Raw genomic sequence first — 16,204 nt, 5'->3', positions numbered from 1 at the left:
TCATCGGTCCGGTTCGAGCGCTTTGGGCGAGGGGGTCTCACGCATGCGGGGCAGCCCGGCGTCGGTCTCCGTCGTTACGGGGTCCGGCTGCCCTGGCGATCGGCGCCGGTCGAGCAGCATGGTGGCCAGCGCGTGGATAGAGTTGATCACGATGATCGCGGTGGCGACGACGCCGACGGTGCCGGGAAAGGTGCGCTCCAGCACGAGAGCGAGGATCACCGCGGTCAACCCGTTCTGCTGACCCCAGGCGAGGTACCGCCGGTCGGTCTTCGGCAGGCCGCGTGAGATGGGCAAGGAGACCACCAGGTGGGCAGCCACCGCCGCCAGGCCGAGCACCATTCCTTCGCGCACGTTGACGCCCTGCAGGAGCAGCATGCCGAGTAGGAAGGTGGCGACGAGGTAGGCCGCCTGGGTGGACCTGCCGACGACGGGGCCGAGGCGGGGCCGGAAGAACAGCCCGGCGATCGCCAGGCCAAGCATCAGAAACTGCCAGGCGGCGAGGAGAACGAGCACGATCAGCAGCACGACGGCAGTCCAGCGCAGGGCGGCCCGGGTGCGGGGTCCGGCGGAGCTGTCATCGCCGAGCCCGGCTGCCTGCAGCGCCCGCCACAGCAGCCAGGCGATCGCGGCGAAGGCGAAGTTGGCCCCGAAGCCGAGCAGAAGGTCGAGGGGACCGGCGCCGAGCAGGCCGGGAACGGTGCCGCTGGGGTCGCCGCGCAGGTCCAGCGCGACCGCGGAGAGGTAGATGGTCACCAGGACGGTCACCGGGTCGTCAAACGACGCCCAGATCGACAGGATCGACCGAGCCCGGGGCGAGGTCCGATCCGGGCGGCTCATCGCCGCAACCGCGAGCGGGTCGATCTGCGCGACGGCCACGCCGAGGACCAGAACCGCCGGATCGTGGAAGGCCAGGAACATGACTCCAGCGACGAGCACCGCCTTGGCGATCACCCCGACCGTGACGGCGAGCAGCACCGTGGACAGGTGAGCCCGGACGTCCGCGAGGCTGATGTCCCGGGTGCTGCCGACCAACCCCACCGCAAGCAGGACCGAGGCGAGCAGGAGATACGCCGGAGCGCCCTCCAGCCCGTGGAAGTCACCGGCCCACGCCAACAGTAGGCCGGCCAGTCCGGCACCGATCACGACCGCAGATCGGGCCAGGGAGCTGGCGGCCATCGTCAGCCGGGGAACTCCGTGAGCTGCCGGGCGACCGTCCACATGCTGCTGTCGGCCTGGCTGACCGCATCCTGGTCGAGGGTGACCCCGAACAGGTAGTCGTCCGGGGAAAGCCGGTAGTAGTAGACGGCTCCCATCTCCACGTCGAGCACCAGCCGGGCGACGTCGCCGACGACGGTCCGCCGCAGGTCCCGGCTGACCTGCAGCGCCAGCAGCGCCAGGTCGCCAGCGAGACGCCGATAGCGGGTGCGGCGGTCGGCCACGGTGACGCCGCGGTTGAAGAACGGCCCCAGCTCCGGTCGCTCCAGGATGTCGACTCCGGCCACCTGCTCTCCCGCCCGATGGTGGCTGAGGTAGTGCAACCCGGCGGGCCGCAACACCGCGGCCAAAGGGTCGCTGGGCCCGGTCGAGCCGCTCACCTGCGACGGGACGGTGTCGGCTGACGTCCGGGGGTCCGGTGGATGCTGCCCATCCTGGGCGGTCAGCCAGCCGCCGGGGTTCTGCGACCGTTGCCGTACCAACCGGCGCAGGTCGGTGGCGAGCTCAGCGGCAGCCCGGTCGATCTCGCTGACCAGGGCCGGGTCGGCCAGATCGCCGGCCGACTGCGGGGCGGCGCCGAAGCCCACCACGTGCTCGCTGCCGACCACGGAGTTGCAGAAGACGAGGCCGGCCCTGGTCTGGACGACCATTCGGATCAACGCCCCGCTCTGCAGTTCCCACAGCCGCCGGTTGAGTTCGGTCGCCCGGTAGACCAGGTGGGCGCCCGCCCGGCGGTGGAGGTCGCGGCGCTGCCGCAGGTCGGCGTCGTCGACGGCGGGCGGGGCCGTTTCGTGCGCCAGCAGGTCCAACGCGAAGTCGAGCACGCCGGCGGTGTAGTGCGCGACGTGGTAGACGCCGCAGCCACGCAGCATCAGCCCGCGGCACAGGTCCCGCTTCTTGAGGAACCCCGGGACATCCTGCTCGGCCGACTCCTCCATCAGGGCGTCGAGCAGCTGCGGATCCGTCACCTCTGCACTCCTCAGCTTTGCGGCACGTCAATGTCGGTGTCGGTCAAGGCGGAGGGGCCGCTGTCGTCGGCTCGATCGCGCAGCACGTCGATCGCAGCCAGGTTAGCAGCTGCATCGATGCTGCACGGGTGACGCTGGCCGAGGTAGCGCAGGCAGGTCTGGAGCGTTTCCTCCTGAATCCGGGCGGCGGTGTCCAGGTCACCCCGAGCGGCCAGGTGACCGGCCTGGGCGGTCGCCGCCGTCAGGGTCCACGGGTGGGCGTCGCCGAGTCTGGTCCGCAGCGCGTGCAGCCCCCGTTCACCGTCGCGGACCGCCTGGTCGTATTCGCCGGCACCGCGTTGGAAAAGCCCGAGGTTGACCGAGCAGACCGCGGTGAACGGGTGGCCGGCCTCAAGCTGCCGCTCGTAGCCGCGCAGGCAGCGGATGGCGTGCTGGACGGCTATGGCGGCGTCGCCGGTGCGGTGATAGTCCACGGCCAGGCTAAGCAGGCTGGCCCGGGTGAGCGGATGGTCCTCACCGAGGTGGTCCCGGTAACCGCGGAAGGTTTCGGTGTTTCGCTTCTTGGCCGCGATGGTGAGGCCGAGGCGGCGCTCGGTGACCGCGAGGCTGCGGTTGACGCGCAGCTCGTCGAGGTGGACGGCGGCCTGTAGCTCGTGAACGCGTTCCAACGCCTCGCGGAGGGTGACCAACGACTGGTCGTACTCGCCGACCTCGCGTTCGAAGGTGCCCACCTGGCACGACGCTCGCCAGGTCCGGGGATCCTCCGGTCCGAACAGGGCCATCCGCCGGTCGCGTTCCTGGCGGGCGAGCCGCAGCGCCTCCCGCGCGTCGCCGGTGAGCAGAAAGGAGATCGCGAGGTTGTTGACCGCCATCCGGGTGTTGGGGTGGTCATTGCCGACGACGGCCTGAAAGCCGGCGAAGGTGGCCTGGTCCTCGACCAGAGCGTCGTCGAAGCGGCCCAACCCGCGCAGGTCCCCGCCGCGGCCTCGGCCGGCGATCAGGGTACGGAAGTGCCGCAGCCCGTGGCGGCGGCGCTGCTCGCTGAGCACCTCCTCGTCGAGACGCAACGCATCCTGGTAGTGGCCCAGTGCCCGGTGCAGGTTGGCGGTCTGCACGAACAGCCGCATGGTCAGCTGGTCGATCTCGCCGCTGGCCCGCCACCGTTCGCACGCCGGCTCGGCCAGCTGCAGCGCGGACTGCCACGCGTCACTGTCGTTGAGCAGGTACAGGTAGCGCAGCTGTTTGACGACCCAGTGCCGGACCTGCCGGTCGTCGGCGTCGAGGGCGCCAGAGGGCACGAGGTGCCGCTGCAGTTCGTCGAAGACGTCGGCGTAGCGGCGGTCGTCGGCCTCCGGGTCGGTAGGGGCATACCCGGCCAGGCTGTGCAGGACCTGCCTGTGCCGCTCGCGCCGTCGCGGCTCGGGAATCGTCTCCCGCAGCAGGACCTGGATCGCCCGGTGCATCCGCAGCGCCGCGTCGCGCCCCCAGTCGACCTCGTAGAGGGCGAAGCGTGCCCCGACGGTCAGCACAAGGTCGATCTCCCCGGCGCGCAGCAGCAGTTCCTGCGCGTCGACGTCGGCCGCGGCGGCGAGTTGGGTCAGCATCGGCGCCGACCGCAGCAGCGGCAGCCCGATGCCCTCGGGTGAAAGAAACGCGCAGAGTTCGGCCAGCCTGATCGCGAGCGGGCCGAACTCGGTGTCCTGAAGGGTGGCCAGGGTGATGTCCAGGACGCGGGCGACGGTGGCGGTGTGTGAGCCGGGGATCCGTTCGGCCGGGTCCAGATCAGGGCGCAGGCGCAGCCGGGTCAGCAGCTCGGTGACGCAGCGCGCCACCGCTTCCAGGTTGGGCACGCCGTCGCGTTCCAGCACTCGGACGCTCTGGCGGATCCAGGCGGTGGCCAGCCGCAGGGCCAGCGGCAGGTGCTCCAGCGCGACGGCGATGGACCGAGCGTCGTCGATGCTGATCCCCAGCACCCGGCGCAGCATGGCAACGCTCTCGTCCCCGGTGAACGCCGCGACCTCCAGCGGTGCGGGCAGGTTGGAGGATCCGTCGTCCCGGGAGGTGATCAGCACATGCCCCGTACCGGGGCGGGGCATCAGGTCGGCCGCAAGCACGGTCGCGTCATCGGCGTTGTCGTAGATCAGCAGCCATCGGGTAAGGGCGCCGCGAGGCGCCGACAGGGCCGTCAGGGCCGACTCGGCGGCGCCCACGCCGTCGACGGCGTTGATCACGTCAGCCAGATCACCGAGGCTTGTCTGCACGGTCTCCCGGTCCTGCGCGGGGATCCACCAGACCAGGTCGTAGTCGTAGGCGAAGCGGTGGGCAAACTCGCGGGCGAGCTCGCTCTTGCCGACGCCGGCACCGCCCGTGAGGGTGACCGGGCCGCTGCTGTCGGTCAGCCGGTCGCGGAGCCGTTCCAGGTATTCGCCGCGGCCGACGAAGGATTCGTTGCGGGTTGGCAGGTTGGTCCGCAGTCGACGGTCCGTCTCGCCGGGATAGCGGGAGGTGACTCGCGGGTCGCCGCCGGGCTGCGCCGGCGCGATGAGGCCGAGCATGCTCAGCAGCAGTGACTGGGCCCGGGCGGCGTCGGCGGTGCGTACGTCGACCAGGCGGCTCGGGTCGACCTGGTGCGCCGGGACTTCGCCGGCGGTCAGCACACCGAGCAGTTCGACGTCGTCGGCGTCAGCATCGGACGGTGGGGCGGCGAGCTGGGGGCCAACCGCGCGGAGCACGTTCGGGGACAGCACAGCCAGAACGGTGGTGTCCGCGTCGAGCATCATCGGGGTGCCGGGCCGCACGGCGTGGCGCCGGACGCGGACGTCCGCGCGGTGCAACTGTCCGCCGATCCAGTCTGCCCACGGCCGGTCGACGGGGTCGTAGAGCACGACGATGTCGTCGGTGCTCTCCGCCCGTTCCAGCAGTACGCCCCGCCGGTAGCGGCGGCGGATGCGCTCCGGCGCGGTGGCCGCGCGGACGACCGTGCCGCCGCTGATCCAGAACGCCATCCGTTCGTATGCCGTCAGCAGGCTGGTCTCGTCGCCCGGCGGGTCGGCCAGCGCGGCCAGCACGTCGTCGTAGGTGTCGTACGACTGCTGGGGCACTTCGACGATCTCCACCACGGAAGCGGCGTCCCGGGTGGAGCCGTCGAGCAGCCGGTCGAACGCCCGCCGGGCCAGGTCGCGGTCCTCGCCGCTTCGCGGCTGTCCGACGTCGCGCAGCGTCGGGGCGGCGAGCACCCGGATGCCCCCCGTGGCCTGCCGCTGAAGCTGGCCGGTCAGCTCGGCCGCCTGCTGCATGGCTTGCCGGCGAGGTGGCATGCAGACCACCGCGGCATCGCTGAGCACGGCGGTGTGGGTGATGCCCTCCAGGGTGATGTCCACCGGGGTGTCGATCAGGACGTAGTCGTACGGCGCGTGCTGTAACAGCTGCCGGATCCGCGTCGAGTCGCCCGCGGGCCGGGCCTCGGCGTTGGCGCCGACGCCGACCATGTCGAACCCGAAGCTGGACCCCGGCACCGCATACCGGTAGAGGGTGCCCTGCTCGGGCGCGGGCGGAGCGATCACCGCGGGCGCCCGGTGTGACGGACCGTCCGGATGCGGGCAGATCAGGGTGGCGAGCTCCGCGCCGAGCACGCCGGCCGCCGGGCCGGCGTCGACCTGGAAGGAACGGAGGTAGTCGTAGACCCTCGGGGTGCGGGCGCACCAGTCGATGGCGAGGACCCGCTTGCCGTTGCCAGCGAAGATCCAGGCGACGTTGGCGACAGCGCTGCTGCGGCCCGTGCCGTTGGTGGGTGACACGAACGAGACGATCGTGCAGGTGCCCGGGGTGTCATCGCTGCCAGGCCGGACGGCTGCGCCGGGTGCGGGGCGGTGGTGCGGGACACCGGCCAGGGCGGACGAGCGGCCCATCGGGTCAATCCTCGCCATCGAGGGCGCTCTCGAAGCCCGCGTACTGGTCGGCGGGGGCGGCGCTGCGACGTTCCAGTCGGCGCAGCGCCGCCACGAGCACGGCGCTCGGTAAGGCGTCGAGCGTGGCGGGATCCAGGTCGCTGAGATCGATCAGATCGGAGCGCAATACGTCCTCCCCGGTGTCCATCCCCCGATCACCGCCTGTCTGCGTCCCACACCACCGCCGCCGTGCCCGCGAAGCCGGCATCGACCGGTGGCCAGATCCGCTGCGTGTGCTCATGATAACGGTGTGCGGCATCCTGGTTGGCCCGCACGCGACGGGCGCGCCGCTGGGCCGCCGCAGTCGGCACAGGACACCTGGGGCTGTGCTGAGGTATAAGACTAGCGGCAAACATCGATGTACGCTGAGGGCTTCAACGGCGGCCACAGCGGCCACCGACATGAGGCGGAGCGGCTGATGCCCGGACCCGATGACGGCGACCAGCCGACCGGTGACACCAGGGTTCGCGCGCCTGCCGTCGCCTTCCGGCAGTTCGTGGTCAAGTTGCACAGCCGATGCGACCTGGCCTGCGACCACTGCTACGTCTACACCATGGCCGACCAGCGCTGGCGGTCCCTGCCTCGGCCAATGCCCGAGGGGGTGCTCCGGCGGACGGCGCGGCGGATCGGTGAACACGCCCGAGCGCACCAGCTCGATCAGGTGGACGTCATCCTGCACGGCGGGGAGCCGCTGCTGGCCGGGCCGGCCGGGGTCGAACACGCGGTGACGGAAATCCGACAGTCCGTCGCGCCGGTGCCGACACGGGTGACGGTGCAGACGAACGGCGTCCGCCTGGACGAGGTGTTCCTGCTCCTCTTCGACCGGCTCGGCATCCGGGTCAGCGTCAGCCTCGACGGTGAGCGGGAAGCCCACGACCGGCACCGACGCGGGCCCGACGGGCGGGGCAGCCACGACCGCGTCACGGCCGGGCTGCGTCGCCTGACCACCGGGTACCCGCATCTGTTCAACGGTCTGCTGTGCACGATCGACCTGCGCAACGACCCGGTCACCACATACCGGAGCCTGCTTGCGCACCGGCCGCCTGCAGTCGACTTCCTGTTTCCGCACGGCACCTGGAGCAGTCCCCCGCCCGGCCGGCCGCCTGGCCACCAACTGGCGCCCTACGCGGAGTGGTTGATCACAGTCTTCGACGAGTGGTACCACACTCCCGGACAGCGCACCCGGGTCCGCCTCTTCGACGAGATCATCCAGCTGCTGCTCGGCGGCGTGTCCCGGCTGACCGGGGTGGGCACCAGCCCGGTCGCGGTGGCGGTGGTGCAGACCGACGGCGCCATCGAACTGGACGACACGCTCGGTGCCGCGCACGCCGGCGCGGCCCGCACCGGGCTGCACGTGAGCCGTGACTCGTTCGACGACGCGCTCGACCTGCCGGTCATGGTGGCTCAGCAGGCCGGCGTGAACGCGCTCTGCGCCACCTGCCGCGGGTGCGACCTGCGCCGGGTGTGCGGCGGCGGCCTTCGCACGCACCGCTACCGAGCCGGCACCGGCTTCGACAACCCGTCGGTCTACTGCCCTGACCTGTACGCGCTCATCGGCCACATCCGGCATACCGTCCGCCGGGACGTGGCGGCGCTGCGGGCGGCGTTACGGTGAACCCGCCCGTACACCGGCTGCCCCGGCCGGTCCTCGACGAACTGGCTGCTGGCCGCGGCGGGCCGGACGCCGTCGACCGGTTACGGGCCGCGCAACGCAGCAAGGCCCTACTGCTGGTACGGACGCTGGTGCTGCTGGTGCAGGAGACCGGGCACCCAGACCGGGCGGTGGTCGAGGCGGCGTACGACGTCCTGGCGAGCATGCACCCCGACGACCGCGCGGCGGCGCTCGGGCATCCCCCGGTCGCCGCGTGGGCGTTCGGCACTGCCTCGCTGCTGCGCCGGGGCGAACCGGCGGCGGCGCAGCCCGGAATGCTGGCGGCCGTGGCGGCTGCCGCGGCCGTCCGGTCCGGCGCCGACGCCGACCTAGACGTTCCACTCTCCGCCGGCACGCCCGGCCAGCTGAACCTGCCCGGCCTGGGCACCGTGCTGGTACCCGCGCACGCCACCTGCGCCCGGATTCGGCGCGCTGGCGGGCGGGCCGAGGTGCACTGCGGCGGCGAGCGGATCGAGATCGGAGATGGCCCGTCGGGCGACCGGCGGTGGCTGCCCGTACCCCGGCTGCGGTTCACCCGCGACGACCTGCCGCTGTCTCTGCTGCTGGACACCCGGACCTGGCGGCACGTTCCCGCCAACGGCGAAGGTCATCAGGCCGGCGGGGTCACCGATCCCCGCCGCTGGCGGCACCGCCTCGACGGGGCATGGCGGCTTCTGGCCGGCTGTCACCGTCCGGTCGCCGAGGAGATCTCCGGGGCGCTGCGCGCGCTGCTGCCGATGGCCTCTCCGCCGGCCGGCACCCGCAGCGGCACCTTCCACCACGCCTTCGGGGCGGTGGCCATGTCGCTGCCGCCGGACGACCAGTCCGCCGCCGTCGCCCTTGCCCACGAGATCCAGCACCTCAAGCTGGCCGCGCTGGCAGACATGTTCACCCTGGTGGAGCCGGGGCCGACACAATTCTTCTACGCGCCATGGCGACCGGATCCCCGCCCGATGGGCGGCCTGCTGCATGGCGCTTACGCCCATCTGGGCGTGGCGGGGTTCTGGCGCCGGCAGCGACGGGTGGCGCACACCCGCACGGAGCGGTATCGCGCCGAGGTCGAGTTCGCCCGGTGGACCCGGGCGGCCGGTGCCACCGTGCGGGTGCTGGCCGCGCAGCGGCGGCTGACCCCGGTTGGGCAGTGCCTGGTCGAGGGCATGGCCGGCGTCCTCGACGACTGGGCCCGGGAGCCGGTCACGCCGCAGGCGACGGCCGAGGCCACCCGGCTGCTGGACGCGCATCGGGCCCGGTGGGAGCGAGCGCCAGCGCGCACGGGGTGACACGCGCGTGGCTGATCTCCACTACGCTGTGTCCATGGGGGACGGTAACGATCAGACCACCCGTCGAGAATGTTTCGTCATCGCACCGATCGGCCCCGAGGGTTCGGAAATCCGCAAACGCAGCGACCAGATCCTCAAGCACGTCATCCGCCCGGTGGTGGAGGAGCGTGGTTTCGTCGCCGTGCGCGGCGACGAGATCGAACGCGCCGGCCTGATCACCTCGCAGGTGCTCGACCACATCATCCGCAACGACCTGGTCATCGCCGACCTGACCGATCAGAACGCCAACGTCTTCTACGAGCTGGCGGTCCGGCACGCCCTGCGCAAACCCTTTGTGCAGCTGATGGCGAAGGAGCAGCAGCTCCCCTTCGACGTGCAGGGGATGCGGACAATCCTGGTCGACCATACCGACCTCGACAGCGTGCACACGGCCAAGGAGCAGCTCGGCCGGGCCATTGACGCGATCGGCCAGGAGGCTGACATCGTCACCCCGATGTCGGTTGCGCTCACCCTGCAGGACCTGCGCGGATCGTCCAGCCCGCACGAGGCCGGCCTGTCGCAGGTCATCGAGACGCTGCCGCAGATGTTGGACATTCTCCAAGACCTGCAGCGGCACCTGGGCGCCGGTGCCTCCGACGCCGAATCGGACGACGACGACCACCGAAAGCTGCGGACGCTGGTCGAGTCGCTGGCCGCCCGGGGCGGGCTGACGGAAGAGGACCTGACCGGTCTGCTCGGCGGGGCCAACAGCAAGTTCCGACGGTGGGTCGAGCACCTCATTCAACGGGTGGGGCGGTCCAACAACCACCGGGCGGCGTGACAGGTAAGCCGGTTGGTTCCGGCAGCCGTCATCGCTCCCGGGTTCCCGGCGTCGGATTTCCGTCGTCGTGGCCGATGCGCAGGTCCCGCTCCAACTCCGTCAGCATCGCGCGCAGATCGTCCAACCGCTGCCTGATCATGATCCGGTCGAGATGATCCGGCACACCATCGCCGTCCTCGTCGACCGCCATCCGCTCGGTCATCTCCAACCGCCGAGCCTCCTCCATCGAATTGACGACCACCGCGATCAGGATGTTCAACAACAGGTTGACCGTGATCAACACATAGCTGACGTAGTAGACCAGGGTCCACGGCGACAGCTCCAAGCCCTGCTCGACCAGTTCCGGCAACGTGTTCAAGGACAGCAGCACGAACAGGGTCACCACACTCTGGCCGAGCGTGCCGTAGTCGTCCGGATAGGTCTCGGCGAAGATCAGCCACCCGACCATGCCGTACACGTACAACGTCACCAACGCGAGGGCGAGGAACCCACCGACACCGGGCAGGCTCCGCAACAAAGCCGCCACAATCGTGCGCAACCCCGGCGAGAAACGCACCAGCCGCAGCACCCGCGCCATCCGGATCACCCGCAACGCCGCCGACTCGCCATGCAAACCCGGAATGAACGCCGCCGCGATCACCACGAAATCGAAGACGTTCCACCCACGCCGGAAGAAGTCCTGCGGCCGCCGGCCGTGCGCCAGCATCCGAATGAGGATCTCGACCACGAACACCGCGCGGAACAACCACTCCAACACCCGCAGCGACACCCCGAGCGACCCCGGATGCGGATAGGTCTCGACACCGAGCACCAACGCGTTCACGCCGATGACGACAACGATCGCCACCTCGAACCAGTGCGACTCCACCACGCCGGCACACCAGCGAGCCACCCGCGACGGCCCCGGCCCGGACACCACCGGGGCGGACCGCTGAAGGGATACTGATCGCTCGCTCACCGGGCCGCCCACGGCCCCCGCGCTGGATTGATCACCACGGCAGCCTACGAGTAGGCGACCTGCCACCCTCGGCACGGTACCCGGGTGGTCACGGCCTCGGCGATGCTGCCTAGCCGCGCGGTCTCCTCGGCCAGGCGTCGCGCGCCCAGGGCGGTGAGTCGGTATATCCAGACCGACGGTATAAAGGGCAGCTATCCGCCGGCCATGGCGCCGAGGATGATGAACGGTTCCTCGCCGGCGACGACCCGCTCGGGAAGCGGGGTGTCGGGCGGCTCGTTGGACAGGTCCTCCTGGCAGGCGTAGAAACGGACGAAGGCACGGCGTTTGCCGCTGTGCCGGTCGCGGATCGTGCCGAGCAGCATCGGATACCGCGCCTCGAGGGTGTCCAGCACCCGGCGCTGGGTGACCGGCCCGGCATCCGGGCCGGCCACCTCCAGACGCACCTCGCCGGTGACGTGAGCCAGGGTCTTCAGGTGGGCCGGGAGGACGACCCGGATCACGGCAGCACCTGGACTTCCACGGAGAGCACGGGCGGCAGGTCCCGGACGATCGGGGCCCAGCTGTCGCCGGCGTCGGCCGAGTGGTAGACCTGGCCACCGGTGGTGCCGAAGTAGATCCCGCACGGGTCGAGCGTGTCGACCGCCATCGCGTCGCGCAGCACGTTGACGTAGCAGTCGGACTGCGGCAGGCCCTTGGTCAGCGGCTCCCACTCGTCGCCACCGGTGCGGCTGCGGTAGACGCGCAGCTTCCCCTCCGGCGGGTAGTGCTCGGAGTCGCTCTTGATCGGCACCACGTAGACGGTCTCCGGCTCGTGCGCGTGCACCGCGATCGGGAACCCGAAGTCGGACGGCAGGTCGCCGCTGACCTCGCGCCAGTGCGCGCCGGCGTCGTCGCTGCGCATCACGTCCCAGTGCTTCTGCATGAACAGCGTGTCCGGCCGGGACGGGTGCTGGGTGATGTGGTGCACGCAGTGGCCGACCTCGGCGTCCTGATCCGGGATCTCGCCGGAGCGCAGGCCCTTGTTGATCGGCAGCCAACTGGCGCCGTCGTTGTCGCTGCGGAACGCGCCCGCCGCCGAGATGGCGGCGTAGATCCGGCCGGGATGCGCCGGATCCAGGATGATCGTGTGCAGGCACAGACCGCCGGCGCCGGGCTGCCACGACGGCCCGGTCGGATGCGTCCGGAGGGCGGTGAGCTCCGTCCACTTCTGCCCGCCGTCCGTGGTGACGTAGAGCGCGGCGTCCTCCGCGCCCGCGTATACCGTGTCGGGGTCGTCGCGGGCCGGCTCGAGATGCCAGATGCGTTTGAACTCCCACGGACGCGGGGTGCCGTCGTACCAGAGGTGTTCACCGGCCTCCCCGGAGTAGGCGAAGTCGTTGCCGACCGGGTTCCAGGTCCTGCCGCCGTCGTCGGAGCGCTGGATCAACTGCCCGAACCAGCCGCCGGACTGGGACGCGTAGAGCCGGTCCGGGTCGGCCGGCGACCCGGTCAGGTGGTAGATCTCCCAGCCGCCGAAGTGCGGCCCCTCGACGGCCCAGTCGCCACGTCTGCCGTCCGACGTCAGCACGAACGCGCCCTTGCGCGTGCCGACCAGCACCCGTACGCCGCTCATATCCTCATCCCTCCGCTCCGCCCGGCGGCAGCCCTCGACAGCGGCCCTTCGCCATGCCGAAGCTCACCGGTCCCCGTCAGTCGTACCCTCCGGGTACGACGAAACGGCCGCTTCAGAATGGGCGACACGCCGACGATGTCGCCGGCGCGCGGATCGATCACCGGCGCAGGTGACGCCCCGCTTCGCGCAGATCGTCCAGCAGCAGGTCGATCAGCCGCTCCTCCATCACCGCGCGCCCGGCCCGGCGCATCGCGTCGGCCAGCGCCGGGTCCCAGGGCGTCGGGGCGGGGGCGCCGACCAGGGCCGGGCCCGACACCGCGGCGGTCTCGTACTCGGTTGTGGACATCCGCCAGGGAACCGCCGTCGGGTACCGCGCGAGGGCCGCGGCGGTCAGTCGTACGCCGGTCCAGTCCAGGTCGTTGCGCCACCGGATCGCGGCACCGCCCGCCGCGGGCAGCAGGGTGTGCACCGCCACCGACGGCACCCCCTCGGCGCAGATCAGCGGCGGCGCCTGCGCGCCGAGCGCGGCGGTGGCCGCCCGCAGCACCGCCGGGTTCTCGCAGACGAAGACCGCTTCGCAAGCCAGCGCGAGCGGGGCGAGGCGAAGCTGGTGCAGGGTGACCCGCACCGGCACGCCCGCCCCCGCCGCCTCGGTCAACCACCGTCCGAGCAGCCCGCCAGTGGCGGGCACGTTGAGCACCAGCACCTGACTGGCGAGGTCGTCGGGGACCAGCCCGACGGATTCCCACAGGGCCCGCTCGGGCTCCCCGCCGGTGGGCACCGGCAGCTGCTGCCAGGCGGCGAGGGCCCGCAGCACGAGACCCCGTAACAGGCCCTCGGCCAGGGCCTTCGTGTCGTCGAGCACCCGGTCGGCGAAGATCGGGATGGGCTCGTCCGGCGCGGGCAGGGCGTCGAGTACGCGCAGCACGTCGGGGAACGGCAGGCCGGCGCGGATCGTACGGGTGAGAGTGCCGTCGCGGCGCAGGCCGTCGAGCCAGTCGGCGTACCAGCCGGCGCCGGCGTGGCGGCTTTCGCTGGCGAGGCTGAGCAGGGCGTCGCGGGCGACGGCTTCGCGCTTCGCCTCGGCGGGCCGGTTGCGCAGGGGAATCGCCGCGGAGAGCAGGTCGCGCAGGCCGACCCCGTGGACCGCGCGAAGATGATCGTCCACGTCGCTGAGCCGCACGCTGAGCCGCGCCGACCCCGCCGATCGGTGGGCGCCGCTGATCCCATGATCACCACCCGTTCGTCGTCGCTGGGGGACGTCAGGGTCACGGCGACGTCGAGCCGCCCGCCGGTGCGCTCAAGACTGCGCCGGGCGGCGGCCAGCAGCCGCCGCCAACCCGGGTCGTCGGGCAGCCGCCGGCCCGCGCTCATTCGCCGGCGAGGTCGAGGACGAGTTCGGACGGGTCGATCTGATCGGCGCTGCCCGGCGCTCGGCGGGTCTCCGGCGAGCCGAGCGCCCGAGCCAGCGTCCCGTCGAAGTCGGCGACGTTGACCGAGCCGTCCCACACCAGCAGCAAAGTGGAGACCGTGTGCTCGACCGTGGAATGGGACAGGTCGTAGTGGGCCGCGCCGCGGACCGTCGGGTGGGTGGCCCACAGGTCGTATCCGGTCATGAACAGGTCCAGGTCGAACTGCTTCGCCAGCGCCATCAGCTCGCCCCGGCCGGTGTCGTCCACCCCCGCGAACGCCTCGTCCAGGCCGAGGAGGCGGGGCGCGTCCGGCCGGGCCGAGCCGAACAGGGCGTTCGCGGCGGCGAACAGCGGCAGGTGCAGCGACACGGACTGCTCGCCGCCGGAGAGCTAGCTGTTGCCGGGCTCGGGTCAGCGCCTCGGTGCCGCCGCCCGGCCGGTGCAAGGTGAAGGCGAACGCCCGCCACTGCCGGTAGTCAAGCACCTCCCCCAGCAGCTCCCGGTACGGGCGCTCGGGGTGCATCGCGCGAGCCGCCTTGATCCGGGTGGCGAAGTGCCGGCGCATGGTGGTCAGCTGCGCAGGCCCCAGCCGGGCCGGGTCGCGTTCCAGCAGCTTGCACACCTCCCGCTGCTCGGCGTCGAGGTCGGCGAGCCGCCAACCGACGCCGACGGTCAGCCCGGAGGACATCCGGCGGGCCCGCATCTGGGTGTCCATCGCCTCGACCAGGTCGCGAGCCTCGATGGTGCGGTGATGGATCTGCCGGGCGAGCTGACCGAGCAGGGCGTCCTCCAGCACCCGCTGCTCGGCGTCGGTGAGCAGCTGTTCCTGATCGCGTCGCTCGCGGGCGATCCGGTCGGCGAAGTGCGCCACCGGGGTGAGGCCCTGCTCGTCGGCGACCCGGACGATGATGACCCCGTCATCGGTGTCCCACTCGGGGCGCTGGTCCAGCCCGGCCGCCGGTAGCTGCGCCTGCAGTTCGGTCAGCGCGGTGGTGAGCCGGGTGGCGCTCTGCTTGAGCGAGGTCTCGGTCGGGCTGAGCTCCCGGGTGGCGGCGAGGATCGCCTCGTGCAGGGCGGCCACCTGCGGATCCAGCTCCGCGCCGGGGTCGTCGCCCGTCGAGCGGGCCGGCCACCGCAGGTCCGTCGGGCAGCGCAGCAGCCCGAGCAGGTCCGCCCGGGCGTACGGGCGCAGCCGCGACGCGTCGTGGTGCGCCTCGGCCACCGCGGCGGTGACGGCCTGCTCGCTCAGCTCCACCCGGGTGACCGCGGCGGCCCGCCGCTGCTGGGGGACGCTCAGTTCGGCGCGGACCCGCTCGACTGAGGCCTCCGCTTCGATGATCTCGTCGGCGGTGCGCGCCACGTCGGCCAGCACCCGTTCCGCCTCGGCGCCGACGCTGGCCCGCAGCGTCCGGTACGCCTCGGCCTTCTCCCGGTGCCGCTCGGCCGCCGCCCGGGCCGCGTCCTCGGCGGCGGTGAGCCGGTCGACGGCCTCGTCGTGGCGCTGCTGCGCCTGATCCTCCTGATCGGCGGCGCGGGTGGCGGCCGGATGGGCGGCGTCCAGGCGTACGCCGCGCTTCTCGAACCGGTCGACGGCGTCGGCGGTGGGCTCCAGGCGCTCCACCGGCAGGGACCGCTCCGCGACGACCCGGTGTAGCGCGGCGGCGGCCACGGCCCGTTCGGCCAGGGCCTGGTCCAGGCGGGCGTTCGCCGTGGCCGCAACCTCCTGCCGGTTACGCAGCGTGACCGCCGCCCGCTCCGCCTCCCGCAGCGCGGTGTGGATCGCGGTGAGCGGTGGCAGCTGCCCGGCGGCAGCCGCCACGGCGGCGAGCAGCCGTTCGATCGCCGACCGCTCCTCGTCGACGGTGCGCAGCTGCGCGTCGAGCACGGCCCACTGCCGGTCGCAGTCGGCGAGCCGGGCGGCGCGCCGGGCCGCCCGGGCGGTCGCGCCGATGTACTCGCAGCGGGGCTTGGCGAACCGGCCGACGCCGACGCCCTGGGCGTACCGGCCGTCGGCGCCGACGGTGACCGCCGCCGCGTCCTGCGGGTCGACCACGTCCGCCAACGCCACCGAGGCCAACAGCTCGCGGATCCGTTCGGCGGGCACCTCGTCCTGCTCCTCGGCGACCAGCACGTCGGCGAGCGTCGCGCCGGCGGGACGCCGCCGTGGCGGCAGGGGCAGCAGATAGCCGTCCAGCCCCTCGCCGGCCACCGCGTCCGCCGCGAGGCCGGGGTCAGGATGCAGCCAGGCGTCCAGGAGACCGGCCGCGTGCAGGGCCGCCTCGATGGCCGCGGCGGTCGCGTCGGGCACCCCGTCGGCGAAACGGACCAGCCGCCACAGGGG

12 protein-coding genes and 1 pseudogene are annotated in these 16,204 nt (G+C 72.1%); 3 read left to right on the top strand and 10 right to left on the bottom strand.

Annotated elements, in window-relative coordinates:
- Genes ABZ671_RS14250 through fxsA form a run of 4 tightly spaced genes read right to left on the bottom strand, consistent with a single transcriptional unit; the run spans window position 1 to window position 6,278 of the window.
- The gene (locus tag ABZ671_RS14250) at window positions 1-1,176 is read right to left on the bottom strand and encodes a hypothetical protein (RefSeq protein ID WP_357856657.1); all 1,176 of its coding nucleotides are present in this window, start codon (window positions 1,174-1,176) and stop codon (window positions 1-3) included.
- A gap of 2 nt (window positions 1,177-1,178) precedes the next feature.
- Window positions 1,179-2,183 (bottom strand): hypothetical protein, encoded by a 1,005-nt coding sequence (locus ABZ671_RS14245; protein WP_357856654.1) that lies wholly within the window; start codon window positions 2,181-2,183, stop codon window positions 1,179-1,181.
- A gap of 11 nt (window positions 2,184-2,194) precedes the next feature.
- Window positions 2,195-6,091: an FxSxx-COOH system tetratricopeptide repeat protein gene (fxsT, locus tag ABZ671_RS14240; protein ID WP_357856651.1), complete on the bottom strand. Its 3,897-nt coding sequence runs from the start codon at window positions 6,089-6,091 to the stop codon at window positions 2,195-2,197.
- Between the two features lie 4 nt (window positions 6,092-6,095).
- Complete coding sequence (gene fxsA, locus ABZ671_RS14235) at window positions 6,096-6,278, bottom strand: FxSxx-COOH cyclophane-containing RiPP peptide (protein ID WP_357856648.1); 183 nt, start codon at window positions 6,276-6,278, stop codon at window positions 6,096-6,098.
- Window positions 6,279-6,548: 270 nt separating this feature from the next.
- On the opposite strand from fxsA, the gene ABZ671_RS14230 reads away from it, so the two are divergent.
- The 3 genes from ABZ671_RS14230 to ABZ671_RS14220 are packed head-to-tail and all read left to right on the top strand — an operon-like array spanning window position 6,549 to window position 9,881.
- Window positions 6,549-7,745: an FxsB family cyclophane-forming radical SAM/SPASM peptide maturase gene (locus ABZ671_RS14230; protein ID WP_357856644.1), complete on the top strand. Its 1,197-nt coding sequence runs from the start codon at window positions 6,549-6,551 to the stop codon at window positions 7,743-7,745.
- On the top strand, window positions 7,742-9,061 hold the full coding sequence (locus ABZ671_RS14225) for an HEXXH motif domain-containing protein (protein WP_357856640.1): 1,320 nt from the start codon (window positions 7,742-7,744) through the stop codon (window positions 9,059-9,061). The genes ABZ671_RS14230 and ABZ671_RS14225 overlap by 4 nt, the downstream gene beginning before the upstream one ends.
- A 34-nt stretch (window positions 9,062-9,095) precedes the next feature.
- Complete coding sequence (locus ABZ671_RS14220; RefSeq protein WP_357856637.1) at window positions 9,096-9,881, top strand: hypothetical protein; 786 nt, start codon at window positions 9,096-9,098, stop codon at window positions 9,879-9,881.
- 28 nt (window positions 9,882-9,909) lie between these two features.
- On the opposite strand, the gene ABZ671_RS14215 is transcribed toward ABZ671_RS14220, so the two are convergent.
- From ABZ671_RS14215 to ABZ671_RS14190, 6 genes and pseudogenes are all read right to left on the bottom strand, one after another.
- On the bottom strand, window positions 9,910-10,752 hold the full coding sequence (locus tag ABZ671_RS14215) for an ion transporter (RefSeq protein WP_357856634.1): 843 nt from the start codon (window positions 10,750-10,752) through the stop codon (window positions 9,910-9,912).
- Between the two features lie 278 nt (window positions 10,753-11,030).
- Window positions 11,031-11,339, bottom strand: coding sequence for a MoaD/ThiS family protein (locus ABZ671_RS14210; RefSeq protein ID WP_357856631.1), 309 nt, complete (start codon window positions 11,337-11,339; stop codon window positions 11,031-11,033).
- The gene (locus ABZ671_RS14205; protein ID WP_357856628.1) at window positions 11,336-12,451 is read right to left on the bottom strand and encodes a sialidase family protein; all 1,116 of its coding nucleotides are present in this window, start codon (window positions 12,449-12,451) and stop codon (window positions 11,336-11,338) included. Before ABZ671_RS14205 ends, ABZ671_RS14210 begins: the two co-directional genes overlap by 4 nt.
- A 157-nt stretch (window positions 12,452-12,608) precedes the next feature.
- On the bottom strand, window positions 12,609-13,142 hold the full coding sequence (locus tag ABZ671_RS14200; protein ID WP_357856801.1) for a DUF2399 domain-containing protein: 534 nt from the start codon (window positions 13,140-13,142) through the stop codon (window positions 12,609-12,611).
- A gap of 51 nt (window positions 13,143-13,193) precedes the next feature.
- Window positions 13,194-13,619: pseudogene (locus tag ABZ671_RS14195) on the bottom strand (TIGR02679 domain-containing protein); the annotation flags it as partial.
- A 202-nt stretch (window positions 13,620-13,821) separates the two neighbouring features.
- The gene (locus ABZ671_RS14190; protein ID WP_357856798.1) at window positions 13,822-14,232 is read right to left on the bottom strand and encodes an SbcC/MukB-like Walker B domain-containing protein; all 411 of its coding nucleotides are present in this window, start codon (window positions 14,230-14,232) and stop codon (window positions 13,822-13,824) included.
- Window positions 14,233-16,204 lie beyond the last annotated feature (1,972 nt).

This window comes from Micromonospora sp. NPDC006766 (genome assembly GCF_040636055.1).
Lineage (GTDB): Bacteria > Actinomycetota > Actinomycetes > Mycobacteriales > Micromonosporaceae > Micromonospora.
The sequence above is the reverse complement of the archived record's forward strand: the minus strand, read 5'-3'. Positions and strand labels throughout refer to the sequence as shown.

Excerpts from the sequence above, each read along its gene's own strand:
- ABZ671_RS14205 (WP_357856628.1), bottom strand. The coding sequence starts at position 12,451 with ATGAGCGGCGTACGGGTGCTGGTCGGCACGCGCAAGGGCGCGTTCGTG.
- ABZ671_RS14220 (WP_357856637.1), top strand. The coding sequence starts at position 9,096 with ATGGGGGACGGTAACGATCAGACCACCCGTCGAGAATGTTTCGTCATC.
- fxsA (WP_357856648.1), bottom strand. The coding sequence starts at position 6,278 with ATGGACACCGGGGAGGACGTATTGCGCTCCGATCTGATCGATCTCAGC.
- ABZ671_RS14250 (WP_357856657.1), bottom strand. The coding sequence starts at position 1,176 with ATGGCCGCCAGCTCCCTGGCCCGATCTGCGGTCGTGATCGGTGCCGGA.
- ABZ671_RS14230 (WP_357856644.1), top strand. The coding sequence starts at position 6,549 with ATGCCCGGACCCGATGACGGCGACCAGCCGACCGGTGACACCAGGGTT.
- fxsT (WP_357856651.1), bottom strand. The coding sequence starts at position 6,091 with ATGGGCCGCTCGTCCGCCCTGGCCGGTGTCCCGCACCACCGCCCCGCA.